At 52.8% G+C, this 701-nt stretch carries 1 protein-coding gene; it reads left to right on the forward strand.

Translation table 11 applies throughout. The annotated features are described in order from the left end of the window. On the forward strand, positions 1-701 hold a 701-nt coding region (locus tag H5126_RS21260), incomplete at both ends, for an Ig-like domain-containing protein (protein WP_182721558.1).

The following is a 701-nucleotide window of genomic DNA, read 5'->3' on the forward strand; positions in this document are numbered from 1 at the left end:
ACCATCACCGACAGCGCAGGCGCTGTGCAAACCATTGAGACCCTAGTTGGCAGCGATGGCCACTGGAACATTGAGATTCCAGGTGCCCTTGCACAAGGTGACTTTACTGTAAGCGCGAGTATTACTGATGCGGCAGGCAACGAGAGCACCGCAAACAGCAGTGGTAATGTGGATACTATTACGCCAATCGTCACCGTTGATGCACTGGGCTTTGGCAACGATAGCACCCCAGTTGTTAGTGGTACCTCAACAGAGCCTGAAGGCACGGTTGTAAACATTGTTATTACTGACAGCAACGGTGATGAACACCCAATCACCGCTACTGTGGATGCAAACGGTGATTGGCAAGCAACCAGCCCTGAATTACCAGATGGAAGCTACACCGTGCAAGCCAGTATCACCGATGATGCAGGCAACACCGGCGGCGCGACACAAACGGGCAACCTAGATACCTTAGCGCCGACACTGACGTTAGACACAGTCGGCGCAACCAACGACAGCACGCCGACAATCAGCGGAAGCAGCAATGCGCCAGCGGGCACAGTGATAAACATCAGTGTAAGCGACGGCACCACAACAGAAACGTTTACTGCAACAGTACAAGCCGATGGCAGCTGGTCAGCAGATGTACCGAACGCGTTAACTGATGGTCCACTCACTATTGAAGCAAGCGTTAGTGATAACGCCGGTAATACCACTAC

This window comes from Pseudoalteromonas sp. SG45-3 (assembly GCF_014164075.1).
GTDB classification, from domain to species: Bacteria; Pseudomonadota; Gammaproteobacteria; order Enterobacterales; family Alteromonadaceae; genus Pseudoalteromonas; species Pseudoalteromonas distincta.